This window comes from Bradyrhizobium sp. SZCCHNS30572, assembly GCF_032484415.1.
Taxonomy (GTDB): Bacteria; Pseudomonadota; Alphaproteobacteria; order Rhizobiales; family Xanthobacteraceae; genus Bradyrhizobium.
This window is the reverse complement of sequence record NZ_JAUESY010000007.1, coordinates 506575-530894: the sequence shown is the minus strand read 5'-3', so window position 1 is coordinate 530894 and position 24320 is coordinate 506575. Positions and strand designations below refer to the sequence as shown.

23 protein-coding genes are annotated in these 24320 nt (G+C 64.8%); 12 read left to right on the top strand and 11 right to left on the bottom strand.

Annotated features, from left to right (window positions below; translation table 11 throughout):
• Nucleotides 1–266: 266 nt before the first annotated feature.
• From QX048_RS22190 to QX048_RS22170, 5 genes are all read left to right on the top strand, one after another.
• The gene (locus QX048_RS22190) at nt 267–2216 is read left to right on the top strand and encodes an AsmA family protein (RefSeq protein WP_315755006.1); all 1950 of its coding nucleotides are present in this window, start codon (nt 267–269) and stop codon (nt 2214–2216) included.
• 142 nt (nt 2217–2358) lie between these two features.
• Nucleotides 2359–3741 (top strand): ABC transporter substrate-binding protein, encoded by a 1383-nt coding sequence (locus tag QX048_RS22185; protein ID WP_315717541.1) that lies wholly within the window; start codon nt 2359–2361, stop codon nt 3739–3741.
• Between the two features lie 116 nt (nt 3742–3857).
• Nucleotides 3858–4733: a sugar ABC transporter permease gene (locus tag QX048_RS22180; protein ID WP_315826712.1), complete on the top strand. Its 876-nt coding sequence runs from the start codon at nt 3858–3860 to the stop codon at nt 4731–4733.
• Nucleotides 4730–5581, top strand: a complete 852-nt coding sequence (locus tag QX048_RS22175; protein ID WP_315717543.1) for a carbohydrate ABC transporter permease — start codon at nt 4730–4732, stop codon at nt 5579–5581. The genes QX048_RS22180 and QX048_RS22175 overlap by 4 nt, the downstream gene beginning before the upstream one ends.
• 7 nt (nt 5582–5588) lie before the next feature.
• Nucleotides 5589–6575, top strand: coding sequence for an alpha/beta fold hydrolase (locus QX048_RS22170; protein ID WP_315754981.1), 987 nt, complete (start codon nt 5589–5591; stop codon nt 6573–6575).
• Between the two features lie 101 nt (nt 6576–6676).
• Here QX048_RS22170 and QX048_RS22165 read toward each other — a convergent pair whose 3' ends face one another.
• From QX048_RS22165 to QX048_RS22145, 5 genes are all read right to left on the bottom strand, one after another.
• Entirely contained in the window at nt 6677–7489 is an 813-nt protein-coding gene (locus QX048_RS22165) for an ABC transporter permease (protein ID WP_315826711.1), read from the bottom strand.
• A gap of 165 nt (nt 7490–7654) precedes the next feature.
• Entirely contained in the window at nt 7655–8569 is a 915-nt protein-coding gene (locus QX048_RS22160) for an ABC transporter permease (protein ID WP_315826710.1), read from the bottom strand.
• Nucleotides 8566–9738: an ABC transporter ATP-binding protein gene (locus QX048_RS22155; protein ID WP_315717547.1), complete on the bottom strand. Its 1173-nt coding sequence runs from the start codon at nt 9736–9738 to the stop codon at nt 8566–8568. Before QX048_RS22155 ends, QX048_RS22160 begins: the two co-directional genes overlap by 4 nt.
• A 50-nt stretch (nt 9739–9788) precedes the next feature.
• Nucleotides 9789–11351, bottom strand: coding sequence for a glycerol-3-phosphate dehydrogenase (locus QX048_RS22150; RefSeq protein ID WP_315826709.1), 1563 nt, complete (start codon nt 11349–11351; stop codon nt 9789–9791).
• Nucleotides 11352–11481: 130 nt separating this feature from the next.
• A complete protein-coding gene (locus QX048_RS22145) occupies nt 11482–14187 on the bottom strand; it encodes an EAL domain-containing protein (protein WP_315826708.1) in 2706 nt (901 codons plus the stop codon).
• Nucleotides 14188–14398: 211 nt separating this feature from the next.
• On the opposite strand from QX048_RS22145, the gene QX048_RS22140 reads away from it, so the two are divergent.
• Nucleotides 14399–15502 carry an NAD(P)/FAD-dependent oxidoreductase gene (locus tag QX048_RS22140; RefSeq protein WP_315826707.1) on the top strand — a complete coding sequence of 368 codons (1104 nt, stop codon included), beginning with the start codon at nt 14399–14401 and terminating at the stop codon, nt 15500–15502.
• 183 nt (nt 15503–15685) lie between these two features.
• Here QX048_RS22140 and QX048_RS22135 read toward each other — a convergent pair whose 3' ends face one another.
• Nucleotides 15686–15871 carry a YdcH family protein gene (locus QX048_RS22135; protein WP_315717551.1) on the bottom strand — a complete coding sequence of 62 codons (186 nt, stop codon included), beginning with the start codon at nt 15869–15871 and terminating at the stop codon, nt 15686–15688.
• Between the two features lie 290 nt (nt 15872–16161).
• Between QX048_RS22135 and QX048_RS22130 the strand changes: the two genes are divergently transcribed.
• From QX048_RS22130 to QX048_RS22120, 3 genes are all read left to right on the top strand, one after another.
• The gene (locus QX048_RS22130; RefSeq protein ID WP_009028242.1) at nt 16162–16368 is read left to right on the top strand and encodes a YdcH family protein; all 207 of its coding nucleotides are present in this window, start codon (nt 16162–16164) and stop codon (nt 16366–16368) included.
• Nucleotides 16369–16515: 147 nt separating this feature from the next.
• Nucleotides 16516–16728: a hypothetical protein gene (locus QX048_RS22125; protein ID WP_315753906.1), complete on the top strand. Its 213-nt coding sequence runs from the start codon at nt 16516–16518 to the stop codon at nt 16726–16728.
• A gap of 79 nt (nt 16729–16807) precedes the next feature.
• A complete protein-coding gene (locus QX048_RS22120) occupies nt 16808–17059 on the top strand; it encodes a hypothetical protein (protein WP_316200680.1) in 252 nt (83 codons plus the stop codon).
• A gap of 44 nt (nt 17060–17103) precedes the next feature.
• Here the strand turns inward: QX048_RS22120 and QX048_RS22115 are convergent, their stop codons facing one another.
• Nucleotides 17104–17865, bottom strand: a complete 762-nt coding sequence (locus QX048_RS22115) for a GGDEF domain-containing protein (protein WP_316200679.1) — start codon at nt 17863–17865, stop codon at nt 17104–17106.
• Between the two features lie 87 nt (nt 17866–17952).
• On the opposite strand from QX048_RS22115, the gene purE reads away from it, so the two are divergent.
• The 3 genes from purE (at nt 17953) to rpsU (ending at nt 20016) form a co-directional block, all read left to right on the top strand.
• Nucleotides 17953–18441, top strand: coding sequence for a 5-(carboxyamino)imidazole ribonucleotide mutase (gene purE, locus QX048_RS22110; protein ID WP_315753910.1), 489 nt, complete (start codon nt 17953–17955; stop codon nt 18439–18441).
• On the top strand, nt 18438–19547 hold the full coding sequence (locus QX048_RS22105; protein ID WP_315753912.1) for a 5-(carboxyamino)imidazole ribonucleotide synthase: 1110 nt from the start codon (nt 18438–18440) through the stop codon (nt 19545–19547). The genes purE and QX048_RS22105 overlap by 4 nt, the downstream gene beginning before the upstream one ends.
• Before the next feature lie 166 nt (nt 19548–19713).
• On the top strand, nt 19714–20016 hold the full coding sequence (gene rpsU, locus QX048_RS22100; protein ID WP_315717557.1) for a 30S ribosomal protein S21: 303 nt from the start codon (nt 19714–19716) through the stop codon (nt 20014–20016).
• A 223-nt stretch (nt 20017–20239) separates the two neighbouring features.
• On the opposite strand, the gene QX048_RS22095 is transcribed toward rpsU, so the two are convergent.
• The 4 genes from QX048_RS22095 to QX048_RS22080 all read right to left on the bottom strand — a co-directional run bounded on the left by QX048_RS22095 (nt 20240) and on the right by QX048_RS22080 (nt 24222).
• Nucleotides 20240–21148 (bottom strand): hypothetical protein, encoded by a 909-nt coding sequence (locus QX048_RS22095; RefSeq protein WP_316200678.1) that lies wholly within the window; start codon nt 21146–21148, stop codon nt 20240–20242.
• A 223-nt stretch (nt 21149–21371) separates the two neighbouring features.
• The gene (locus QX048_RS22090) at nt 21372–21656 is read right to left on the bottom strand and encodes a cupin domain-containing protein (RefSeq protein WP_315717559.1); all 285 of its coding nucleotides are present in this window, start codon (nt 21654–21656) and stop codon (nt 21372–21374) included.
• A gap of 15 nt (nt 21657–21671) precedes the next feature.
• The gene (locus QX048_RS22085; RefSeq protein ID WP_315810575.1) at nt 21672–22769 is read right to left on the bottom strand and encodes an ionic transporter y4hA; all 1098 of its coding nucleotides are present in this window, start codon (nt 22767–22769) and stop codon (nt 21672–21674) included.
• Nucleotides 22770–22884: 115 nt separating this feature from the next.
• Nucleotides 22885–24222 (bottom strand): sodium:proton antiporter, encoded by a 1338-nt coding sequence (locus tag QX048_RS22080; RefSeq protein WP_315754011.1) that lies wholly within the window; start codon nt 24220–24222, stop codon nt 22885–22887.
• Between the last annotated feature and the right edge of the window lie 98 nt (nt 24223–24320).

Below are 24320 nucleotides of genomic sequence, written 5' to 3'. Positions count from 1 at the left end.
CGGATTATTAGGCGAAATCTTCGCAATGCGTCAATGATGCCTTCCCAACGCGCACATCCTGCTTTAGCTGTCGCACCAGCCTGCGCCTCCGTGGCGATCCGGAGTCCGGAATATCAGGGCTCCGCCGCAATCCGGCCACACCGGCGGCGTGGCCTTGAAAGCGTCAAGAAAGCGCATCAAGTTGTTGATGTTGGCAGGGGTTTTCGGCGCACCCTGCCCATCCCGCGTAACCAGCGATCCGACGATCCCAGGACATGTCCGTGACCATGGCCCAAGGAATGAGGCGCCTCGGCACACCGATCGCGGTGCTGCTGGGCATCGCGTTCGTGGCCCTGCTCGCGAGCTCCTGGCTGGTCAATCGCGAGGCACTGCGGCAGGCGGTGGAGAGCCAGATCCGCGCGGTGACCGGCCTCGAGCTCGTCGTCAAGGGACATATCGACGTCTCCTTGTTTCCGGGCAGCTATGTCTCGTTCCACGATGTCGGCCTGAAGGGCAGCGGCACCGAGGATCCGGCCCTGCGCGTCGACGTGCTGACCGCCAATCTGCAGTTGTTGCCGCTGCTGCTGCAGCGGTTCGAAATCGCCGATGTCATGATGCTGCGGCCGCAGATCAACGTCACCCGCGAGGCCGACGGCAACAGCAACTGGACGCCCTTCATCGAGACCATCGCGCGCACGATGCGTCCGGGGCCCGACAGCCAGATGTCGTTCTCCGAGATCCGCATCCAGGACGGCATCCTGGTCTACGAGGACACCGACCACCACGCTTCCGAGCGGCTCGACGATATCGACCTGTCGCTCGCCTGGCCGTCGATCTCGCGCTCGTTCGCGGCGACCGGGCAGTTCGATTGGCGCGGCCAGCGCATCGAGGGCTCCATCAGCGTCAGCGACTTCCTGGCTGCGCTGTCGGGGGACCGGTCCGGCTTGAAGATGCGGCTCGCCAGCGCGCCGCTGAAAGTCGCCTTCGACGGCACGGTCGCGAACCGCACCAGCGCGCTGATGGAAGGCATGCTGACGGTGGATAGCCCTTCGCTCCGCGATGCGCTGCGCTGGACGGGGCAGACGCCGCTCGGCGGCGGCGGCTTCGGGCGCTTCGCCTTGCGCGCCCGTGCCAACGTGGTCGGCGCCTCGATCGCCCTCACCAATGTCAACGTCGAACTCGACGGCAACACCGCCGAAGGCGTGATGACCTACGCCAATAACGGCCGGCAGACGCTGCAGGCGACGCTGGCGGCCGACGCGCTCGACTTCACCCCCTACATCTCGACGGTCCGGCTGCTGGCCAATGGGGCCCGCGACTGGAATCGGCAACTCTTCGACCTCAAGGCCTTGTCCACCACTGACCTCGACATGCGGCTATCGGCCGCAAAGGTCACGGTCGGCTCCTCGAAAATCGGACGTACGGCCTTCGGCGCCAACCTGCGCAACGGCGTGCTCGCCCTCTCGGTCGGCGAGGCGCAGATGTATGGCGGCGTCGTGCGCGGCTCGTTCGGAATCGCCCGCGCCGACACCGTGGCCGACGTGAAGGCTGAGCTGCAATTCAACGATGTCGATCTGCAGGCCTGCGCCAACGAGATGTTCGGCGTGTCGTCGCTGTCGGGACGCGGCAATCTCAACGTCTCGCTGACGGCTTCGGGCTCGAGCCCGTTCGGGCTCGCCCAGTCGCTCGACGGCAGCGCCAACCTGCAGGGCCGCGATGGCGCGATCTCCGGCTTCAACGTCGAGCAGCTCCTGAAGCGCCTCGAGCGCAGCCCGCTGTCGCGCGGCGGCAATTTCCGCTCCGGTTCGACGCCTTACGATTCGCTGACGATCGCGGTCAAGTTCTCCGAGGGTATCGCGACCGCAGAGGACATCCGCGTCGAGAGCCCGACCGCGCGCATCACGATGACCGGTACGGCCTCGGTGCCGACACGGGAATACGATTTCAAGGGCGTCGCGAGCCTGCTGTCGTCCGGCAACGGCAGCAACGGCTTCGAACTGCCTTTCGTCGTCCAGGGCCCCTGGGAAGATCCGCTGATCTTTCCCGATCCGGAAAGCCTGATCCGCCGCGCTCCGGCCGCCGCCCCTCTGCTCGATGCGGTCAAGGACCGCAAGACGAGGGATGCGGTGCGCTCGGTGTTGGAACGATTCACCGGCGGCGGATTGCGCCCGGCGCAGCCAGACACTGCGCCGCAGGCTGACGCCCCGACGGGCGACCCTCCCACCAAGCAGAACTGACCGACGCGGCTTGCTTCGCGTGCCGATACGCGGCCGCCGTCACGACCTATGTCTGATATATTACTTCTGGATCACGTCGGGTCCCTGGGCTAGTGTCCGGCCGCAACCGATCAAGCAAGATCGGCGGATCAGGGAGAGACACGTGAAATCCAGGGGAATGGGTGCGCTTTCGATCGCAGTCGCAGCCGCCGGGCTTTTTTGCGCTGCAGCACCAGCCATCGCTCAGGACACCATCACGATCTGGTGGAGCAAGGGCTTCTACAAGTCCGAGGACGATGCGCTGCTCAACGTCGTCAAGAAGTTCGAGGCCAAGACCGGCATCAAGGTCGAGCTGTCGCAATACGCGATCCAGGACATGATTCCGAAGACGGTCGCCGCGCTCGATTCGGGCACCGTGCCCGACGTGGCCTATGCCGACACCTACGACGTTCAGGCCCAGGGCAAGTGGGCCTACGAAGGCAAGCTCGAGGATCTCACCGACATCCTGGAGCCGATGAAGTCGGCGTTCGCTCCGAACACGCTCGAGACCGCCTACCTCTACAACAACGTCACCAAGAAGAAGGCCTATTACGGCTTCCCGCTGAAGCAACAGAGCATGCACGTCCAGATCTGGGGCGACCTGCTGAGCAAGGCCGGCTTCAAGCAGAGCGACATCCCCACCAAGTGGGAAGACTACTGGACGTTCTGGTGCGACAAGGTGCAGCCGGCGGTCCGCAAGGCCACCGGCCAGCGCATGTATGGCGTCGGTCAGCCGATGGGCGTGGAATCCACCGACTCGTTCCAGTCGTTCTACACCTTCATGGACGCCTACAACGTCAAGCTGGTCGACGACGACGGCAAGCTGCTGGTCGACGACCCCAAGGTGCGCGACGGCCTCGTCAAGGCGATGAAGGATTATACCGACACCTACATCAAGGGCTGCACGCCGCCCTCGTCCACGACCTGGAAGGATCCGGACAACAACGTCGCGTTCCACAACAAGACGATCGTGATGACCCACAATTTCACGATCTCGATCGCGGCCAAGTGGTTCGAGGACTCCACCAACCCGGCGCTGACGCCCGAGCAGCGCGCGGCCGGCAAGAAGGCCTATGAGGAGGACATCATCACCGCGTCCTTCCCCAACAAGCCGGACGGCACGCCGATCAAGTACCGCTCCGACGTCAAGACCGGACTGATCTTCGCCAATGCTCCTCACAAGGCGCAGGCCAAGGAATTCATCAAGTTCCTGATGCAGGAGGAGAACCTCGGCCCCTACATCGAGGGCGCGCTGGGCCGCTGGTTCCCGGTGACGACCGCAGGCCAGAAGAGCCCGTTCTGGCAGGCCGACCGCCATCGCAAGGCCGTTTACACCCAGTTCACCGGCGGCACGACGCCGTTCGACTTCACCAAGAACTACAAGTTCACGATCCTCAACAATGAGAACGTCTGGGCCAAGGCGATGAACCGCGTGGTCAGCGAGAAGGTGCCGGTCGAGAAGGCCGTCGACGAGCTGATCGCGCGGCTGAAGGAGGTCGCCGGCTAGTCTCTCGCCTCGCGAGGCACTAGCTCGAGATCCTGACAACGACAACAAAACCCGGCCGCAGCGCATGCGGCCGGGATGGCTTATAGGCGGGAAGAGACGACCCGGGAAAAACGACCATGGCGATCACGCTCTCAGCTTCCGATTCCGCACTCGCGGAGGCGCCGCGCCCGGTGCTGCTCACACCGTCACAGGTGTGGGGCATCGTCATGCTTGCCCCCTATCTGCTCGTCTTCCTCGCCTTCGTCGTCTATCCCGTCGGCTACGGCCTGTGGCTCGCCCGGGAGCCGGCCAGCTACGTCGCGCTGTATAACGACCCCATCTTCGCGCGCGCCGCCGTCAACACGCTGATCTTCCTTGTGGTCGGCATCAATCTGAAGATGGTGATCGCACTGTTCCTGTCCGGCTTCTTCATTCAGCAGCGCGGCTGGATCAAATGGCTGTCGGTCATCTTCATCCTGCCCTGGGCGGTGCCTTCGATCCCGACCATCCTGTCGGTGCGCTTCATGCTCAATCCCGAATGGGGCGTGGTGAACCAGCTGATCTTCAAGTTCACCGGCGAAGATGGCCCCAACTGGCTGAACGACCCGACGGTCGCGCTGTCGATGGCGATCGGCATGCACATCTGGAAGTCGCTGCCGTTCTGGACCTTGATCCTGATGACCGGGCGGCTGGCGATTTCGCACGATTTGTTCGAGGCCGCCGAGGTCGACGGCGCCACCTGGTGGCAGAAGTTCCGCTACATCACCTGGCCGTCGATGCAGACGCTCTACGTCACCTGCACGCTGCTCTCGATGATCTGGACGCTCGGCGACTTCAACAGCGTGTATCTCCTGACCGGCGGCGGTCCGGCCGATCTCACCCACGTGTTGGCGACACTCGGCATCCGCTATCTCCGGCTCGATCAGCTCAGCCTCGCGATGGCCTCGATCGTCTGCGCGATGCCGCTGGTGCTCCCCCTAGTCTATTTCATGATGAAGCGGTTGTCGCGATGAAGCTCCCCACCCTGCGCGAAGTCGGCACCGAGGCCCGGCTGCTGCTGATCGGCATCCCCGTCTTCATCTGGACGATGATCCCGATCTACCACATGTTCCTGTTCGCGATCTCGCCGAAGGAGGACGCGTTCTCGGGCAAGCTGTGGCCGGACCATCCGACGCTGCACAATTTCTCGATCGTGTTCCATCAGCAGCATTACTTCCTGCGCGACTTCTGGATCCAGTTCGGCAACTCCGTCATCATTGCCGCCGCCGTCGGCGCGCTGACCCTGGTGATCGCGACTTGCGCGGCTTACGCCATCTCGCGCCTGCGCGTGCCCGGCAGCCGGGTGGTGATGAACCTCGCGCTGTTCACCTATTTCATCCCGGCGGCGTTCCTCGCGGTGCCGATGTATCGCACCATGGGCAAATACGGCCTGCTCAACAACGACTGGTCGCTGATCCTGGCGATGGTGACGATTGCCTCGCCCTACGCGATCTGGGTGCTGAAACAGGCCTCCGACAAGCTGCCGGTCGAGCTGGACGAGGCCGCCGTCATGGATGGCGCCAGCCCGCTGCAGATCTTCCGCCTCGTCTATGTGCCGCTGATGATGCCCTCGCTGGTCGCGATCGGAACCTATGCGGTGCTGCTGGCCTGGAACGAGTACCTCTACGCGTTCCTCCTGCTGTCGAACGACAAGGATATCACGCTGCCCGTGGCGCTCGGCAACTTCCTGGCCGCCGACGATTCGCCGTGGGAGCTCCTGATGACCACCGGCTTCATCTACGCGCTGCCGCCCGCGGCGGTCTATTATGCCTTCAAGCGCTACATGGTGGGCGGCCTGACCGCCGGCGCCGTGAAGTCGTGACGGAGCGATGAGGGTCGGATTTCGTCAGGGACGGTTCGCCGACGCTTCGCGGCCGAACTGGGACGACGACGGGCCGCGGCCCATCGACTGGTTCGCCTGGTATCCGGCCGCGGATAGCGCGATCGAAGCAGCGCTTCCGGTCGCCCCATGGCCGCAAGGATGGTTCGAGGCGGGACCTGCGGCGCTGGATGCGCCGCTCGGTCCCAACGGGACTTGCCCGCTCGTCGTGTATTCGCATGGCACCGGCTGCAACGGCCTGCAGTTCGAATGGCTGGCGCGCGAGCTGGCGTCCCGCGGCTTCGTCGCGGTCGCCGTCAATCATCATGGCAACAGCAACGCTGAGCCCTACCGGGCAGAGGGCTTCCTCTGCTCATGGGAACGCCCGCGCGACATGTCCTTGCTGATCGACCACATCGCCACTCATCCCGATTTCGAAGGCCGTATCAACCCCGACCGCATCTACGCCGTCGGCTATTCGCTCGGCGGCGTCACCGCCACCGCCTTGCTCGGCGCCATCATGCTCCGCTCGCCGTTCGAACCAGGCGCCAATCTGGGCCGCGGACCGCGCGAGTTTCCCGATCTCGTCGATCATCTGCCGCGGCTGATGGAGAAGAGCCAGATCTTCCGCGACTCCTGGGGGCGGATGTCGGCCTCCTATCGCGATCCCCGCATCAAGGCTGCGCTGCTGCTGGCGCCGGGCCGATCGGTGCAGGGCTTCTCCGACGAGAGCGTCGCCGCGATCAGCGTACCCGCACGCATCATGGTCGGCGGTGGGGACGCCCTGCTGCCATCCGCGCGCTGGCTGCATGAGCGGCTCAGCGGCAGCACCTTTGATGTCGTTGCCGACGAGGCCGGCCACTATGTGTTCCTGCCGAAGAGCACCGCGCTCGGACGCAGCGCCGACCCGGCGTGCTGCGTCGATCCGCCGTCGGTCGACCGCGGCGCGATCCACCGCACGGTTGTGGCCGCCGCGTTGCATCTGTTCGAGGCCTGAGCGACGCTGCCGCAGCATTCTCCGTCATTTTGAGCGTAGCAAAGCAATCCAGAGTCCTGGCGCGGCCCTGGATTGCTTCGCTACGCTCGCAATGACGACTTCTATAGTGGCGCAGCGCTCTCGCCGCGATCACTCGACAGCTTTGAAGCTAACGACGCCACGACGATCACCACGGCAATCAGCCCGATCACCAGCGTGCAGATCGCGTTGATCTCCGGCTTCACCCCGAGCCGTACTTCCGAATAGATCCGGATCGGCAGCGTCGCCGAGCCCGGGCCGGTGGTAAAGCTCGCGATCACGAGATCGTCGAGCGACAGCGTGAAGGCGAGCATCCAGCCGGCGACCACCGCCGGGGCGATCAGTGGCAAGGTGACCATCACGAACGCGCGCAAGGGATCGCAGCCGAGGTCCATCGCGGCTTCCTCCAGGCTGCGGTCGAGCGAGACCAGCCGCGACTGTACGATCACCGCAACGAAGCACATCGTGAGGGTCGTGTGGGCGAGCGTCACCGTCCAGAAGCCGCGCTCGGCCTCCAGCGCCACGAACAGCAGCAGCAGCGACAGGCCGGTGATCACCTCGGGCATCACCAGCGGCGCATACAGCATGCCGGAGAACAGCATGCGGCCGCGAAATCCCTGGCCGCGCGACAGCGCCACCGCGGCAAGGGTGCCGAGCAAGGTCGCCACCGTCGCCGAGGTGGCGCCGACCTGCAGGCTCATCCAGGCTGCATCGATCATCGCGCGGTCGTTGAAGAACTCGTGGTACCAGCGCAGCGACCAGCCGCCCCAGACCGTGACCAGCCGCGAGGCGTTGAACGAATAGATCACCAGGATCAGGATCGGGAGGTAAAGAAAGGCGAGCCCAAGCGTCAGCGAGGCGACGTTGAAGCGCGACAGGCGGGAGGGATTAGGCACGATCTCCTCCTCCCTCAATCCCAGTGAAACCCTCTCCGTTCCCTCCCCCCTTGTGGGGGAGGGTCAGGGAGGGAGGCACCCAGCAAAGACCGCCGATGCGGACCCCCAACCCCTCTCCGCAAGGGGGAGGGGAGCGAGAGAACGTGCCTTGCTGTACGCCATCCATCACCTGCTCTCCTCCAACTGCCGGCGCTGCAGCCGGTCGTAGAGCAGAAGCGGAAGCGACAGCACGACCAAGAGGACCACGGCGATGCTGGAGGCCACCGGCCAGTCCTTGTTGGTGAAGAATTCAAGCCACAGCGTCTGGCCGATCATCAGCGATTTCGAGCCGGCGAGCAGATCGGGAATGACGAACTCGCCGACGATCGGAATGAAGCACAGCAGCGCGCCGGCGCCGACACCCGGCAGCGACAGCGGAAACGTCACCAGCCAGAAGGTCTGGCGCGGCGAGGCGCCGAGATCGGCGGCGGCCTCTTCCAGGGCCGGCTCCAGCTTCGTCAGCGTCGCAAACAGCGGCAGGATCATGAAGGGCAGATAGGAATAGACGATCCCGACATACATCGCGCTGTCCGTCGACAGCCACACCACCGGCGCGGACACCAGATGCAGCGCGAGCAGGATCTGGTTCAACAGGCCGTCATGCTGCAGGATGTTGACCCAGGCATAGATGCGAATCAGGAACGAGGTCCAGAACGGGACGATGACCAGCATCATCGCGATGCCCTGCCAACGCCTGGGCAGCCGCGCCATGCCATAGGCGATCGGGTAGCCGATCAGGAGCAGGATCGCGGTCGACGTCGCCGCGACGACGACGCTGCGCAGATAGGACGCGAGATACAGATCGTCCGACAGCAGCAGACGGAAATTGTCGAGCGACAGCGCCGCAAATGCATCCCGAAGCGACGACAAACCATCAGCCAGCGAGAACACCGGCGTATAGGGGGGCTGCGCGATCGCAGTCTGCGACAGGCTGATCTTGGCGACGAAGGCGAACGGCACCAGGAAGAACAGCACCATCCAGACGTAAGGCGCGATCGCCGCAAATCGCGCCGGACGCGAGAAGATGCGGCGCGCGCTCATCGCTCCAGCACCACGCAATCATCGGGCGTGAACCAGGCCACGACGCGCTGGTTCAGCCCATAGCCGTCGGCGTCGAGCCGGGCCGTGTTGGCTTGCGACGCGTGCAGGACAGCGCCGCCGTCGAGCTTGATCTTGTACACGGTCTTGCCGCCGAGATAGCTCGCATCGGAAATGGCGCCCTCGACACAGTTGATCGCTGCGGCATCAGCCGCCGGCCGGCGAAGCGCGAGGCGGATCTTCTCGGGACGGATCGCGACTGCGACCTTGCTCTCGCTGATCGGAGTGACGGGTTGCGCCGCGGCGAGCTCGCCGGCAGCGGCGGTCGTGATCCGGAGCCGGTGCGACTCACGCGCGGTCACCTCGCCCTCGAACAGGTTGATGTCGCCGACGAACTCCGCGACCCACCGCGACACGGGCTCTTCATACAGGCGGCGCGGTGCAGCGACCTGCTCGAGCCTTCCCGCGTTCATTACCCCGATCCGGCTCGCCACCGTCATCGCCTCCTCCTGGTCGTGGGTGACGATGATGAAGGTCATGCCGAGCTTGCGCTGCAGCTCCATCAGCTCGAACTGCGTGCTCTCGCGCAGCTTCTTGTCGAGCGCCGCCATCGGCTCATCGAGCAGCAGCACCTTCGGCCGGCGCGCCAGCGAGCGTGCCAGCGCGACGCGCTGCTTCTGTCCCCCGGACAGTTGATCGGGCTTGCGCTTCTCCAGGCCTTCGAGCCGGACCAGCGCCACCATCTCCGCGACGCGGGTGGCGATCTCGGCGCGCGGCATGCCGGCGCGCTTCAGGCCGAAGGCGATGTTGTCGCGCACGTTCAGATGCGGGAACAGCGCGTAGTTCTGGAACATCATGTTGACGGGCCGCTGATGCGGCAGCACCTGCGCGATCTCCTCGCCCGATAGCAGGATGCGCCCTTCATCCGGCGTCTCGAAGCCGGCCAGCATGCGCAGCAAGGTCGTCTTGCCGCAGCCGCTGGGGCCGAGCAGCGCGAAGAACTCGCCGGCTCGGATGTCGAGCGAGACGCCGTCGACGGCGCGGAAGCTGCCGAAGGTCTTGACGACGTTCTCGATCCGCAGGATCGGCGGCTGAGGATCGGGGCGCGGTTCCGGCAGTGGTGATGCCGCCGGCTCCTCGGCGGGCGCTGGATTTGCGATGTCGTCAGCCATGTCCTGATCAAATCACCCTGCCCGGACACAACGCCCGGCCGGTCGGCAAGCTAGCCGCCCATGGATTGCAGCTCAACCGCACGGGCCGGACTATCCCCGCTCGCGTCAGCGGCCTGCGGCGAGCCCCGGCCACAGGCGACCGTCGCCATGAACGCGGCGAGCGCATCGCGTTCGGCAGCGGGAAGCGTCAGGCCCAGCTTGGTCCGCCGCCATAGAACGTCGTCGGGAAACCGCGCCCATTCGCGCGTCATGAGGTAGCGGACCTCCGCCTCCGTCAGCTTCGGCCCGAACGCCTGTCCGAGATCGGCCCGGTATCTCGCCCCGCCGAGGATCTCCGCCAGCCGGGTGCCATAGGCGCCGACCAGCCGCCGGGCCTCGGCTTCGCCGAGAAAGCGCCAGCGCTCCCGTGCGTCGTCGACGAGATCCTCGAACCGATCCCAGGCGAAATCGCCACCCGGAAGCGGCGCGCTCGCAGTCCAGCGCGGCGACATCGGGTAGAAGCGCGCAAGCCGCGAGACCGCCCGCTCGGCCCGGTACCGGGCTGTCGTGACATCGCCGCCGCACATGGTCAGGAGCGGCGCCTTGGCGGGCTCCTTGGCGCGGCCGGCATCAAGGCTCACGATCGTTTCCAATTCCCCGCTGTCGGCAGCACGCAGCACCATCATGTTGGCGCCGGACACGCTCCGGACCACATCCGCGGGCTGGACGTCCGAGCGGAAATAGCGGTTCGCCGCCTTGCAGAGATAGGCCACGTCCGCCGCCGGCACCGCCACCACGGCTGGGTCGCCCTTGAAGCCGTGGGCCACCGTGCCGATCAGGGTGAAATCTTGCTCGTAGGGCTGGGCAAAGATCAGCCTTCCATCCGAATTCTGAAACACGTAGACCGCTTCGACATCGAACAGCCGCGGCACGATGATCTGGCTGACCTGCCGCGCGGTGACCCGCGGCGGCGGCTGACGCAGCACGGTTTCCGCCGTCGAGACGCTCCACGCGCCGGTGGCGTTGGCGAGCGCGCGCGAAGTGACGATGCGGCGATGGCCGCGGTCGATGATGGCGAGCCGCCATAGATGGTCACGGTCGGCTCGCACGCAGCGGGCGCCGGTGCGGATCTCTGCGCCGCGCTCGGCGGCATCCATCGCGGTCAGAACCACCAGGCGGGAATCGTCGACCACGCAGTCGGAATAGTCGAACGCCGTCCCGATCGGACGCTTCAGGGCATCGCCGATCGGATGATGCGTGACGTCGAGCACCGACGCGGCCGGCAGCCGGTTGCGCGTAGCGAGGCGATCGTAGAGCCAGAGCCCTGCGCGCAGCTGCCATGGCGGCCGCTCATTGGCGTGAGCCGGAATCGCAAAGCGGATCGGCCGCACCAGATGCGGCGCGACCGTGAGCCAGACGTCGCGCTCGGCGAGCGCGCGGCGCACGCGCAGAAAGCCGCGGCGCTCCAGCGCCGCGAGGTCCCCGTGCACCAGCCGCGACGTGGCCGACGAGGCGGCGCCGCCAAGATCGCCCTGCTCGACCAGGATCACGCGCAAGCCGCGGCCGGCCGCATCGCGTGCCAGGCTGACGCCGTTCAGACCGCCGCCGATGATCGCAAGATCGTAGTCCGCCATACGCAAGGTCTTCGAGCGTGCCAGGGCGAATGATCGTAGACCGGCGGAAATGATTCTCGTAGCGGCCGAGCTGTCGTGCGCGCGGATAAATTCGCGCTGTTGCGCAACAGCCTCTGACCGGCGTGCCTGGTCAGCCCGTCTTGCGAACGGACGCGACGTCGTCGTCGTGAGCGCGACCGACAATGCCGTCGTATTTGTTGATCGGCAGGGGCTTGCCGAGCAGATAGCCCTGAACCGAGTCGCAGCCCTGCTCGGCGAGGAAGCCAAGCTGCTCGGGCGTCTCGACGCCTTCCGCCACGATCGACATGTTCATGCCGTGACCCAGACCGATGACCGCACGAATGATCGCCGCCGATTGCGGATTGCGGCCGATGTTCATGACGAAGGCGCGGTCGATCTTGATCTTGTCGAACGGGAATGCCTGCAGGTAGCTCAGCGACGAGTAGCCGCTGCCGAAATCGTCCATCGAGACGCGAACGCCGAGTGCCTTCAGCCGGCGCAGCAGCGCGACACCGCGATCGAAATCCTCGATCAGCACACCCTCGGTGATCTCGAGCTCGAGCCTGCCGGGCGCGAGCCCCGTCTCGATCAGGATCGAGTGGACCAGCGCAACGAGGTCGCCATGGACGAACTGGGCCGGGGACAGGTTGACCGCGACCTGCAGCGGCTTCGGCCACGACGCCGCCTCGCGGCAGGCCTCGCGCAGGATCCACTCGCCCATCTCGACGATGAGGCCGCTCTCTTCCGCGAGCGGAATGAAGTCGCTCGGCGGCACGAAACCCCGGACCGGGTGCTGCCAGCGCGCCAGCGCCTCGAAGCCGATGATCTCGCTGGCGTCGACCGTGCGGCCCGAGACGGCCTGCGGCTGGAAGTACAGCGACAGTTCGCCATGCTTGATCGCGACAGACAGCTCCTGATGCAAAACGCGGCGGTCGCGAATCTGCTGATCCATTTCAGGCTCGTAGAAGGTGATACTGCCGCGCGATTTGGCCTTGGCGCGGAACAGAGCGGCACCCGCATTGGCGAGCAGCGACGCCGGATCCGAACCATTGTGCGGGAACACCGAGATGCCCGTCGTCAGCGCGGTGCGGATCGACTTGCCCTCGATCTGGAAGTCCACCGCGATCGCCGCCGCCAATTGCTCGGCCAGCGCCCTGCCCGTTTCCGGTTGCTTGCCGTCGATGATCAGCCCGAACTCATCGCCGGAGAGCCGCGCGACCACCCCGCCCCGGGCAACGGCATGGACGCGACGGGCGACCTCGATCAACAGCTTGTCGCCGATGGCGTGGCCGAAGACGTCGTTGACGTCCTTCAGGCCCTTGAGATCGACGTTCAGGACCGCGAACTCCTCGTCCGTATCCGCGCAGGCCTCGATCATCTGGCTCAGGGCCTGCAGGAACGCGGCGCGGTTCGGCAGATCGGTCAGGCCGTCGTGATAGGCCATGTGCGCCATCCGCGATTCGGTCTGGCGCCGGTCGGTGACGTCCTCATAGGTCTTGATCAGATATTGCGGCTCGCCGGTCTCGCCCAGCACGGTTGCCCGCCGGGTCAGGAACAGCCGCAGGCCGTCCTTGGTCGAGATCGGATGTTCCTCGGTCAGAAGGCCCCGCTTCTTGATGGCGGCTTCGTCGCGCGCCGTGATCAGTCTGGCCTCGCGCGGATTGAAGATGTCGGCGGTGGTCAGGCCCGTGGCGTCCTCGCGCTTGCGGTTGAGGATGATCTCGGCGCTGCGGTTGGCGAGCAGATAACGGCCGTCGCTGACGCTCTCGACGATGAGCGAAACCGGAATGTTGTCGACAACCAGTTCCAGGAACTTCTTGCTGTTCTCCAGCTCGCGGCTCAGCGATCGCCGCTCCGTGGCATCGTCGAACAGCGCGATGAGGAATTGCGGTTCGTTCTTGTCGTTGCGTGCAACGACCCGGTGGGCGTCCAGGATGCGCTTCTCGTCACCGCGTTGAACCACGAGTTCGCTGCAATAGGTGGTGCCAGGTGCCAGCATCGCTTCGCGATCGGCCGCCGCGATGTCGGCCGCGGTCTCCTCGCCGAACAGGTCGCTCGGGCGCCGTCCGATGATCTGATCCCGCGGCACCTGCGCGAACTGCTCGAACGCCCGGTTGGCGAAGATGTAGCGGCCGTCCTCGATGTTCTTGGCGGCGACGCAGACGGGAACCTGATCGACCACCGATTCCAGGAACTGCTTGGTCGAGGCGAGCTCGCGCTCCAGCCGGTGCTGCACCGTACAGTCTTCATGGATGCCGATCGATCCTCCGGTGGGAAGGCGGAAAATCTGGGCACGCACCACACGCCCGTCGGGCAGTTCGGTCAGGCACCCGTCCGGTGCCCGCGCCTGGCGAGCATAGTCCTCGACCGTCAGATTGAGCAGGCCACGCTGCCGCCGCAACTCGACCAGATCCCGGCCGGTGCAACCGGGCGGAATGTCGGCCCGGCTCATGCCGTAGATCTCGAGAAAGCGATGATTGTAGAAGACGACGCGGTTGGCGGCGTCCGTCAGCATCAGCCCCTGGCTCAGATTGTTGAGCGCGGAGCTGATGAAAACATTACGCCGCAGTTGTGCCCGCTTGGCGCGCCGCAAGGCCGAATGGATCCAGATCACGACCGACGCGAGGAAGGCGCAGACGACAACGCCGGCGATCAACACCTTCCAGAGCACGTCCGGCTCGATGGTGGCCAGGTAACCGGAGGGCGAGAAATCGGCGGAAGCGGCCCAGGCTCGGGTCGGCGCAGCCGCCCACGCTGCCATGGCGGCCACCGAGGCCGCAACGACACGCGCAGAAAACGCGTTTCGGTCGCTCGCCTGCCAATTCTTGCCAGCCATCAATCACCCGCGGTATTCGGCGACAGTATCTGGCTTCACCTATTGGGATCGGGTAAACGGGTTCTGCAAACTTCGAAAAAGACGAAGCAAATTTGGTCAATGGCGCCTTATGATGAATGGTTTGCTAAGGGCCCTCGCACTCCGGACCGGGGTTCCACCCACCAGGGATTGCAGCGAGACATGACTTCTCCCAATCGTCTCAGGACTATGCATGGATAGAGTGGATTGCGTCGTCGTTGGCGCCGGCGTCGTCGGACTTGCCGTCGCACGTCAATTGGCGCGGGCCGGACGCGAGGTCATCGTTCTCGAGGCGGCCGAGGGTATCGGAACCGTCACTTCGTCTCGCAACAGCGAAGTGATCCACGCCGGCATCTACTACAAGGCCGGGAGCCTGATGGCCCGCTTCTGTGTGGCCGGCAAGCGCATGCTTTACCGCTATTGCGACGACCATGGCGTGCCCTACCGCAATTGCGGGAAGCTGATCGTTGCGACCAATCCGGCCGAGACCGAGAAGCTGCAGGGCATCCGCGCGCACGCCGAAGCCAATGGTGTCGAAGGTATGCGGCTGCTATCCGGAACCGAAGCGCTGGCGCTGGAGCCGGCCCTGGCCTGCCAGGCTGCGCTGCTGTCGCCGTCCACCGGCATCCTCGACAGCCATGCCTTCATGCTTTCGCTGCGCGGCGAGATCGAGGACGCCGGCGGTGCCTTCGCCTTCCACACGCCGTTGCTGCGGGCCAAGGCGACCGGGGGATCGATCGAGGTCGATGCGGGCGGCGCGCAACCGATGACGCTGAGCTGCCGGCTGCTGGTGAACGCCGCCGGCCTCGACGCGCCCGAGCTGGCGCGGCTGATCGACGGCATGCCGTCGTCGCTGGTGCCGACGGCCTATCTCGCCAAGGGCAACTATTTCAGCTGCAGCGCCCGGGCACCGTTCAGCCGGCTCATCTACCCGGTGCCGGAACCAGGCGGCCTCGGCGTGCACCTCACGCTCGACATGGCAGGCCAGGCCAGATTCGGCCCCGACGTCGAGTGGATCGACCGGATCGACTATACGGTCGATCCGGCGCGCGCCGAGCGCTTCTACCCGGCGATCCGCAAGTACTGGCCGTCGCTGCCGGATGGGGCGCTGATGCCGAGCTATTCCGGTATCAGGCCGAAGATCGTACCGCCGGCCGTGGCGTCGCAGGATTTCGTCATTCAGGGCCCGCGCGATCACGGGGTGCCCGGACTCATCAATCTGTTCGGAATTGAATCGCCTGGATTGACGTCATCGCTCGCGATTGCGGCTCACGTCTGCGATCTCGCCTCGAGCTGAAGACCCCAGATATCGCGATGAACGGCGTGTCGCGATAGATGCGCCGGCAGACAACGCAGGCAGATGCGTCCGCGTCATCGTATATCGCAACTAATTTGATTGGAGTTGCGTCTGGGATGGACTCGTCACCATCCCAGGCGCACGGTCTTACGATCAGATGGTACGGCGGATGATGGTCACATGTCAGTGAAGTGTTTCGCTGGTTACCTGTCTCAAGCGCTCGATCTCATCCTTCACCATCAGTTTGCGTCGCTTCAGTTCGACAATTCGCAGGTCGTCCGTCGATGGATGCAGGAGAGCTTGATGCAATTCGTTTTCAAGAACTTTATGCTTACGCTCCAGTTCAACGAGATGCGCCTGAATGGCCATTCGAAACCTCCTCGGTAGGTGAACCTGAGATTCGACCAGGGCTAATGAGTGTACACAAGTCGCTTGACCTGTCGATGGGGCCAAAAGACCGCACATGCAAATTTGAGCGCCGTGTGTAACGAAGCGTGAGCAGATCCGGACGAATCTAAAGCCGGCGCCAACCCGAAATTCACGGGACAGCTGCACCGATCTCGAGGAGTGCGACTTGCTTATCAGCTTCGCAGGCGCAATATTTGCGCCCGCCTTCGCAAGGCTTTCCACTTCCTTCCGCTTTTTTGCTATCATAGATCATGGCTGACCAAGACGAGCGCGAACTGCAGGCCGAACTCGCGCGCCTGCAGCAGGAGCACCGCGATCTCGACGCGGCGATCGACGCTTTGCATCAATCGCCCGCCCCCGATTTGTTGCGGCTGCAACGACTGAAGAAGCGGAAGCTTCTGCTACGCGATCGGATCGCCTTCATCGAAGACCAGATCACGCCCGACATCATCGCCTGAGGCGAAGCGTCAGCACGGCTGACCGTATGCACACAAGCAATACGCAACAGCGGTGCAGGATTTGCCGAAGCGCCTTGACAATAAGAACAAAAAGAGAACAATCGGACCAGTCCCTCGTAACTCCTGACGACAACAAGGATGGTTGTGATGCCCGCCTCCTTCTCCCCACAGGATCGCCTCTATGAACAGGCCTGTGACCAAGCCATCGCGATGTGCGACGGCAATCTGCGCTCCACGATCAAGGCGCTGATCATGGCGAACGAGTATCTCGAGCTGGAGCTGCAGGAGCTGCGGGCGACAATCTCCTGCGGCTGCATGCCCAACACCATTTCGGACGATGCGCAGAACAATGCGGCCTGAGCCCTAGGCCGTCGAGGCTCTCCGGACGATTGCCACCGCGCTCGCTCGCAGCTTCGACGAAGGCCGGGAGGTGCGTGCAATGCCTGACATCACCTATTACGTCGCCATGCCGTTCAGACGGGACGAGACTGGGATGCTGGTCGCAGGCGCGGCCGAGGAATGCCAGAGCTCGTCCGCAGCGCTGCGTCGTGCCGAAGCGATGTCGCGCTTGCCGGACAACATCGGCGCCATTGCCTTCAGCCGCAGCGGGGATCCCTTGCTGGGGGAATTCTGCGACGCCCGGCTGCTGGACAAGTTCGGCGAGTTGCCCGACGATCTCGGCGAGTTGTGAGCGCCGTGCACAGCTCTGTCATCGGAGCGGACGGCCCACGAGCGTCACCGCTGGTCGCCCGACAGGGCCGTGCCGTGCGCGGGGCTCTCGTACCTCCGCTGGGCCTTGCGCATATACATCGCACGGTCGGCTTCCTCCAACGCACGTACTGGGTTGACGCGCTTGTCGAGAAGGGCAATCCCGGCCGACGCGCCGGCACGCACGGTCTGATCGCCGAAGGTGAAGGTCAGGCTGTCGATGGCCTGTTCCAGCTCCGTCGCCTTGGCATGTGCGTCCGCCGCGCTGAGGTGCCAGAGCAGCACGCCGAACTCGTCGCCGCCGAGCCGACCGATCACGTCGGAGGATCGCACATGCTCGCCGAGGACACGCGCAACCGCCTTCAGGACCTCATCACCGGCGGCATGGCCGAACGTATCATTGATCGGTTTCAGCCGATCGACGTCGAGCACGATGAGAGCACCGGTCGCGTCGTAGCGCTTGATGAAGGCGATGGAACGATGGAGTTCGCGGGCGAAGCCGCGACGATTAAAGATGTCGAGCAGGAAATCGCGCTCTGCGGAGGCCGTCAGCTCGGCGATCCGGGCCTGTGCTGTCGCCAACTCGGCCTTGAGGCGTCGGATCGTGTGCCGCGCGCCTGCCGATACGGAACCGGGTTCAGGAGCCCGCGCGCGCCGCGAAGGCCGATGACGGTACCGGGTTCTTCGCTTTCCGGCTCGCCACGCGGCCGCCATGCGCTTCTTTTTCATCGGACACCTGCCGCGCCATCGTTTGGGCTTGCCGGGCTTGACCAAGACAGGATAGTCCATTCGGACCTCCATGCCATGGCTTGCCGCTGTCAGGACCGATCCTATACTCCGGCCCATGCTGATGGATTCCCGAGAAGAATTGAGGTCATGACCGCCCCGATCGCCATCATCATGGGAAGCCAGTCGGACTGGGGTACCATGCGCCATACCGCCGAGACGCTTGACGCCCTGGGCGTGAGCTACGACGCCCGGATCGTCTCGGCGCACCGCACCCCGGACCGGCTGTATGCTTTCGCCAAGGGTGCCAAGGCGGCGGGCTACAAGGTCGTGATCGCCGGTGCCGGCGGCGCCGCCCATCTGCCGGGCATGACGGCCTCGCTCACGGAACTGCCCGTGTTCGGCGTTCCCGTCGAGTCGAAGGCGCTGTCGGGGGTCGATTCGCTGTATTCCATCGTCCAGATGCCGGCCGGAATTCCGGTCGGAACGCTCGCCATCGGCAAATCCGGCGCCATCAACGCAGCGCTGCTGGCGGCCAGCGTGCTCGCTCTCTCGGACTCCGCGCTTGCCAGCCGTCTGTCGGCTTGGCGCCAGGCGCAGACCAATGCGATCGCCGAACGTCCGGAGGGCACGGCGTGACCGACTCCAATCGGGTGAAGCTCAAGCCCGGCGACACCATCGGTATTCTCGGCGGCGGCCAGCTCGGCCGCATGCTGGCGCTTGCTGCGGCGCGGCTCGGGCTGCGCTGCCAGGTGTTCTCGCCGGACCCGGACTCCCCCGCCTTCGACGTCGTGCTGAACGCAACCTGCGCCGAATATGCCGACGTCGAGGCGCTCGAGCTGTTCGCCAATGATGTCGACGTCGTCACCTACGAGTTCGAAAACGTCCCCTCGGCTGCGGCCATGGTGCTGGCGGCCAGACGCCCGGTGCTGCCGCGGCGTTCGGCGCTCGAGACCACCCAGGATCGCCTCACCGAGAAGGATTTCGTCACCTCGCTGGGCATCGGCACCGCGCCCTATGCGGATGTGTCCTCGGTCGCCACCTTGCGCGAAGCTGCGTTCCGGATCGGCTTACCGGCCGTGCTGAAGACGCGGCGATTTGGCTATGACGGCAAGGGTCAGATCAAGATCCAACAGGGTGACGATCTCGAGCGGATCTGGGCCGAGCTCGGCACCAAATCGGCCATCCTCGAAGCGTTCGTTCCGTTCGAGCGCGAGATCTCGGTCGTGGCGGCCCGAGCGGCCGACGGTCAGGTCGAGTGCTTCGACGTGACCGAGAACGAGCATCGCGATCACATCCTGAAGGTGTCGCGGGCGCCGGCGCGTATCCCTGATGCGCTCGCCGACGAGGCCAGGGACATTGCCAGCCGGATCGCCACCGCCCTCGACTACGTCGGGGTGCTGGCCGTGGAGATGTTCGTGGTGTCGGACGGACCCACTCCAGGCGTCCTGGTCAACGAAATTGCCCCGCGGGTGCATAATTCCGGCCACTGGACCCTCGATGGCGCCTCGATTTCCCAATTCGAACAGCACATCCGGGCGATCGCCGGTTGGCCACTCGGCAAGCCGCTGCGCCACGGTCACGTCACGATGACGAACCTGATCGGGGACGAGATCGACAGCTACGAGCAGTGGCTCACGGTTCCGGGCGCCACCGTGCATCTCTACGGCAAGGGCGCCGCTCGTCCGGGCCGCAAGATGGGGCATGTGACCCAGGTCTCACCACTGCCGCCGAGGCAGGGCTGAAATAAACCGCTCCGGCGGGGTTAAACTTGCGGTCAAGAGCCCGTCAGCGGGTGGACAGCGAGGATGTCCTCTGATACACGGGCGCGCTCAAGGTCAAGGGCGCGGCCATCTGCCAGCCCTGGCTTCACCAGATTTCAAACCGATAGACTGAGAAAGAGGATGCCGCGTGCAGGTTCTCGTTCGCGATAACAATGTCGATCAAGCCCTCAAGGCGCTCAAGAAGAAGATGCAGCGTGAGGGCATTTTCCGCGAGATGAAGCTTCGCGGCCATTACGAGAAGCCGTCCGAGAAGAAAGCCCGCGAGAAGGCCGAAGCCGTGCGTCGTGCGCGCAAGCTGGCCCGCAAGAAGTTGCAGCGTGAAGGCCTGCTGCCGATGAAGCCGAAGCCGGTGTTCGGCGCTGGCCCCGGCGGCGACCGTGGTGCTGGTCGTGGTCCGGGTGCAGGTGCCCGTCCCAGCGCGCCGCGCTGATCTGGCCGGATTGATCTGACGTCGTCTGAAGCGCGGGCCTTTGGCTCGCGTTTTTGTTTTGGGCGCCTCTCTTTGATTTCATGCCTCCTGCCATCCGGCGACCGGGGTCAATCCGGGTTGCGCCGCCACTCCTCGCATCGCTGCAGAGTTCGCCACTCCAAAGAAAAAGCGGCAGACCGCCCGGGCCCACCGCCTCGATCACGTCGGCGAACGATTCGGTCAGCTATTTCGGCAACACCGAGTGGAACACCGATTTGGCTGCGGACATCATGTCCTGCGCCACGTTGGACATCTGGTCCTTGATCGATGGATCAGTCCTGTCGGCGCGCAGGTCGAGCGGACGCAACTGCTGGACAGGGATCTCCGCCGGAGGCGTCGGGCGCCCGTCCGGCTGCAATGATCCCGCGTAGGGCGGGCTCGAGGCCGACGGCAAGGCAAAGCCCTGCTCGACCGGTGGCGCAGACACCGTCACGGGCGGCGGCAGCGGACGGACCGGCGACACCGGTGGCGCGACGGTCGCGATGCGCGGCGCCTCGCCAGCGCCCCGGGGTGCGTCGCTCGACGGCTTCTCGACAGCCGCCTTGCCGGTACCTTCGCTCGCGCGCAACCGCTCGATCGCCGCGCGGGCGAGATCAGCGGCATCCCGTCGATCTTCCTGCTGGGTCGCTGGGGCCTCGGCCGGAGTACCGCGCGCAATCAGCTTATCCCGCGGCGACGCGGGATGGCGCGAGGCCTGCGGATCGGCCGGGAGGCTCGCCGTTTCGGCCGGCTTCACTTCGACCGCCTTCTCTGCAGCCTTGTCGGCCAGCGACTTCTCGGACACGCCCTTGGCCTTGATGCCGGGAGCGGGAATGCTCGAGACCTCGTTCGACGTTTCCGCCGGCTTGGCGTCAGACTTGGGATCGGCCTTCGCTTCCAGCTTGGCAGGGTCGGTCCCCTTGCCCGTGGATTTCGGAGCGTCGCTCTTTGAGCCGGTGAGCTTGGCGTAGGCAGCCGACGCCACCGACGCCACGGTCGATGGCGGCGAGTCCGGCTTGGTGTTGATGTAGTGATTGACGATGTAGGCCCCGATGATGGTGGCAACCACCGACGGGATGATCTCCATGGCGAACTTTGTGAGATATTTCAGCATGCTGACCACTCCCGCGCGGTATTTGCGGGAACTTTGAGGCACAATTAAGGGACCATCCCACACCTTCCGAAGCTCGCAGACTGCACTCCGCGCAGACGCGACCGCCGAAAAGTCGTTTCCTGAAATCCTTTGAAACCGGAGCCAGCAATCCCAGGGTGTTGCCACAGCTTCCGGATCGCCGGCTCAAGATACCACAATCAGCGGCATCCCGGTAAACAATTGGTTACGGCTTCAATTCAACTTCGAGGAAAACGATCTCGGAACCGGTCTCGTTCAGCACATCGTGTTCGACACCGGCCTTTCGGAAATAGGATTTGCCGACCGCGAGCTGCGCCTTCGAGCGCTCGCCGGACGGCGCCACGATCGTCATCTCGCCCGCTGTGACCGGCACGATCACGTAATCCATCTCATGAACGTGGCGCCCCGTGGCACTGCCGGGCAATAGCCGCCACTCCGTGACGCGGACTTCGGGCGTATCGACCTGGACGTCGGACTGAGCGCTGAGCATGGGGGATCTCTTGAATCAGGGGACGAAGAGCAGGAACACGAATATCGCGAACACCACCATGTGCACCAGCCCGAACAGAATGTTCGTCCGACCGGTGCCGAAGGTCAGCATGCTCAGGACGAAGGTCAGGACCAGCAGCACTGTTCCCTGCGGGTCCAGCCCGAGGACGAGCTGCCTGTCGAGCACATGGGCGGCGACCGCCACTGCCGGGATGGTCAGCCCTATGGTGGCGAGCGAGGAGCCAAGCGCGAGATTGATGCTCTTCTGAAGGTCGTTGGCGCGGGCGGCCGAGAGGGCGGCGACACTCTCCGGCAGCAGGATCAACAGCGCCACCAGCACGCCTGCGACCGCCTGCGGCGCCCCCGTTGCGGCAACGCCGGCGTCGACCACCAGCGAGAACTTCTTGGCAAGCAGGACCACAGCGAGCAGTGCGACCAGCAGCAGCCCGACACTGAGCAACAGCTTCGCACGCGGCAGCCGGACATCGTCATCGGCGAACCCAGCCGAGCCGCCGACGAAATAATCCCGATGGCGGGTGGTCTGCGTATACAGGAACACCGCGTAGAGCAGGATCGTCACGACGCTGACGAAGGCGATCTGCACGGCAGAATACACCGGACCAGGCGACGTCAAGGTATAATTCGGCAGCACCAGTGTGATGGTTGCCATCGTGAACAGTACGCTGAGATACAGATTGGCACCGGAGACCAGCACGTCCTGCTCGCGATAGCGCAGGCCGCCGATGAAGATGCAGATGCCGGCCAGGCCGTTGCACACGATCATGACGACCGCGAACACGGTGTCGCGGGCCAGCGCGGGCGCAGCCTTGTCGCCGAGCATGATGGTGGCGATCAGCGCCACCTCGATCACCGTCACCGCCAGGGTCAGGAGCAGCGTGCCGAACGGCTCGCCGATCTCATGCGCGATCACCTCGGCATGGTGCACGGCCGCGAACACCGTGCCGAACAGGATCACCAGCAGCACCGCGGCGAAGACCACGCCGGCGGCCGAAGGCGTGAAGTCATAATGCGTCGCCGTGACGATCGCGACGAGCGCGACCGCCAGGCCGGGAAAGATCACCGATGATGCGGGCGTTGCGCCCTTCACGCTCATGATTCGCGTCCTTCGATCCGTTCTGTCCGACTATGCGCGACCGCGAGGCGATCGTCACGCGGTCCGGCCGTGACAGGGTCAACCAGGACGGTCTCTGAAAGTGCCGTCGATCAGGTCAATGCGGGCTGAGCAGCGGATGGATCGGAAGCACGGTCAGCAGCACGAACAGCGGAATGAGGACTGCACCTGCCCGCAACATGTAGCCGAAGAAACTCGGCATCTTGATGCCGCGCTCAGTGGCGATCGCTGCGACCATGAAGTTCGGCGCATTTCCGATATAGGTCAGCGCGCCCATGTAGACTGCGCCCATCGAAATCGCCGCCAGCGTTCCCGAGAGTTCGCCCATCAGCACCTTGGGATCGCCGCCCGCCAATTCGAAGAACAAGAGATAGGTCGGGGCATTGTCGAGGAAGGCCGACATCAGCCCGGTGAACCAGAAATAGGCGACCTCCCGCGGCGCGCCGGCGGGTGTCGTCACGGCATCCAAGAGCCAGCCGAAAGAGCCACTGCGCCCCGCATTCAGCATGGCGATGACCGGGACGATCGCGGTGAAGATCGCCGCGAACAGTTTGGCGACCTCTCGAATCGGCTCCCAGTTGAACCCGTTCGCCTCGCGGTGCTCGTCCGGCGTCAGCCACAGCGACAGTCCGGCGATCGCCACGAGGACGGCATCGCGCACGAGGTTCTGAAGCTCGACATGCGTGCCGAAGACGTCGAAGGAGATGCCCGGCTTCCAGGTCGCCGATAGCAGCGTATTGGCAACGATCGCGGCGATCAAAACGACATTGATGAGGCCGCGAATGCGCACCGGCTCCCTTGTTACGGACGCTTGCAACGCAAGCTTCTCCGCGCGGAAGCGCCACCAGTCGGTAGCGGCAAAGACGATGAGCAGCAATCCGGCGACGATCGCGGTCTGCAGCCAGAGATGTTGCGTCGTCCAGAAGAAGTCGACACCACGCAGAAAACCGACGAACAGCGGTGGATCGCCGAGCGGGCTCAGTGCACCACCGACATTGGCGGCCAGAATGATGAAGAAGATCAGCACATGCACATTATGCGGCCGGCTCAGATTGGCGCGGATCAGGGGGCGCACCAGGATCATCGCGGCGCCCGTCGTGCCGACGACGCTCGCGATGATCGTGCCGAGTGCCAGGATGGCCGTATTTGTCGCAGGTGTACCTCTGATGTCGCCGGTCACCAGGATGCCGCCGGCCACCGTATAGAGGGCGAACAGCAGCACGATGAAGCTGAGATACTCGGCGAGCAGCGCGTGGACGAAGGCGGCGAGCGCCGTGCCGAGCCCTGCATTCCAGGTCAACGCCGCCAACGTCACCAAGGCCCATGCCGCGGCGATCTTTCCGTAGTGACGATGCCAGAACCTGGCAAACAGCAGCGGCCCGAGCGCGATCGACAACAGCAGTCCCGCGAACGGCAGCGCGAACGGCCAGGTCATCGCGGAGCCGTTCAGCCCGGCCGCATGCGCCTGCACCGGCAGGCTCGCAAAGACAAGGAGCAGGATGGTCCCGCGCAGGGCCGGCCACCGCGATCCAC

Coding starts and splice junctions, on each gene's coding strand:
- QX048_RS22180 (WP_315826712.1), top strand. CDS start 3,858: ATGGCGATCACGCTCTCAGCTTCCGATTCCGCACTCGCGGAGGCGCCG.
- QX048_RS22130 (WP_009028242.1), top strand. CDS start 16,162: ATGGCTGACCAAGACGAGCGCGAACTGCAGGCCGAACTCGCGCGCCTG.
- QX048_RS22175 (WP_315717543.1), top strand. CDS start 4,730: ATGAAGCTCCCCACCCTGCGCGAAGTCGGCACCGAGGCCCGGCTGCTG.
- QX048_RS22120 (WP_316200680.1), top strand. CDS start 16,808: ATGCCTGACATCACCTATTACGTCGCCATGCCGTTCAGACGGGACGAG.
- QX048_RS22115 (WP_316200679.1), bottom strand. CDS start 17,865: ATGGACTATCCTGTCTTGGTCAAGCCCGGCAAGCCCAAACGATGGCGC.
- QX048_RS22080 (WP_315754011.1), bottom strand. CDS start 24,222: ATGACCTGGCCGTTCGCGCTGCCGTTCGCGGGACTGCTGTTGTCGATC.
- QX048_RS22155 (WP_315717547.1), bottom strand. CDS start 9,738: ATGGCTGACGACATCGCAAATCCAGCGCCCGCCGAGGAGCCGGCGGCA.
- QX048_RS22145 (WP_315826708.1), bottom strand. CDS start 14,187: ATGGCTGGCAAGAATTGGCAGGCGAGCGACCGAAACGCGTTTTCTGCG.
- QX048_RS22190 (WP_315755006.1), top strand. CDS start 267: ATGGCCCAAGGAATGAGGCGCCTCGGCACACCGATCGCGGTGCTGCTG.
- QX048_RS22170 (WP_315754981.1), top strand. CDS start 5,589: ATGAGGGTCGGATTTCGTCAGGGACGGTTCGCCGACGCTTCGCGGCCG.
- QX048_RS22090 (WP_315717559.1), bottom strand. CDS start 21,656: ATGCTCAGCGCTCAGTCCGACGTCCAGGTCGATACGCCCGAAGTCCGC.
- QX048_RS22095 (WP_316200678.1), bottom strand. CDS start 21,148: ATGCTGAAATATCTCACAAAGTTCGCCATGGAGATCATCCCGTCGGTG.
- QX048_RS22085 (WP_315810575.1), bottom strand. CDS start 22,769: ATGAGCGTGAAGGGCGCAACGCCCGCATCATCGGTGATCTTTCCCGGC.
- QX048_RS22125 (WP_315753906.1), top strand. CDS start 16,516: ATGCCCGCCTCCTTCTCCCCACAGGATCGCCTCTATGAACAGGCCTGT.
- QX048_RS22140 (WP_315826707.1), top strand. CDS start 14,399: ATGGATAGAGTGGATTGCGTCGTCGTTGGCGCCGGCGTCGTCGGACTT.
- QX048_RS22135 (WP_315717551.1), bottom strand. CDS start 15,871: ATGGCCATTCAGGCGCATCTCGTTGAACTGGAGCGTAAGCATAAAGTT.
- purE (WP_315753910.1), top strand. CDS start 17,953: ATGACCGCCCCGATCGCCATCATCATGGGAAGCCAGTCGGACTGGGGT.
- QX048_RS22160 (WP_315826710.1), bottom strand. CDS start 8,569: ATGAGCGCGCGCCGCATCTTCTCGCGTCCGGCGCGATTTGCGGCGATC.
- QX048_RS22150 (WP_315826709.1), bottom strand. CDS start 11,351: ATGGCGGACTACGATCTTGCGATCATCGGCGGCGGTCTGAACGGCGTC.